The following is a 248-nucleotide window of genomic DNA, read 5'->3' on the forward strand; positions in this document are numbered from 1 at the left end:
TATTTGCCCGTTTCGTCTTGGGCAAGCTGTTTGCCGAAGCCCAAGCCAAAGGCATTGATGCCGAACTTGTTACCGAAACCGCCGATAAGCACGGCATTTTGTCGGCGACGCTCAAGTTGGAAGGGCAGAAAGCCGAAAGCCTAGCGCAAACTTGGCAGGGGACGCTCCAATGGATATGCCCCAGCCCTGTCCGTCCGAAACATCCGCGCAAAAATTGGTATATAGGCGTTTTCCGCTTGCCCGATATG

General features: G+C 54.0%; 1 pseudogene. It reads left to right on the plus strand.

Annotated elements, in window-relative coordinates:
* Positions 1-248, plus strand: a pseudogene (locus tag ACTHS4_RS12300) (peptide chain release factor H); the annotation flags it as partial.

This window comes from Neisseria sp. P0014.S009 (assembly GCF_051958155.1).
GTDB lineage: Bacteria > Pseudomonadota > Gammaproteobacteria > Burkholderiales > Neisseriaceae > Neisseria > Neisseria flavescens_C.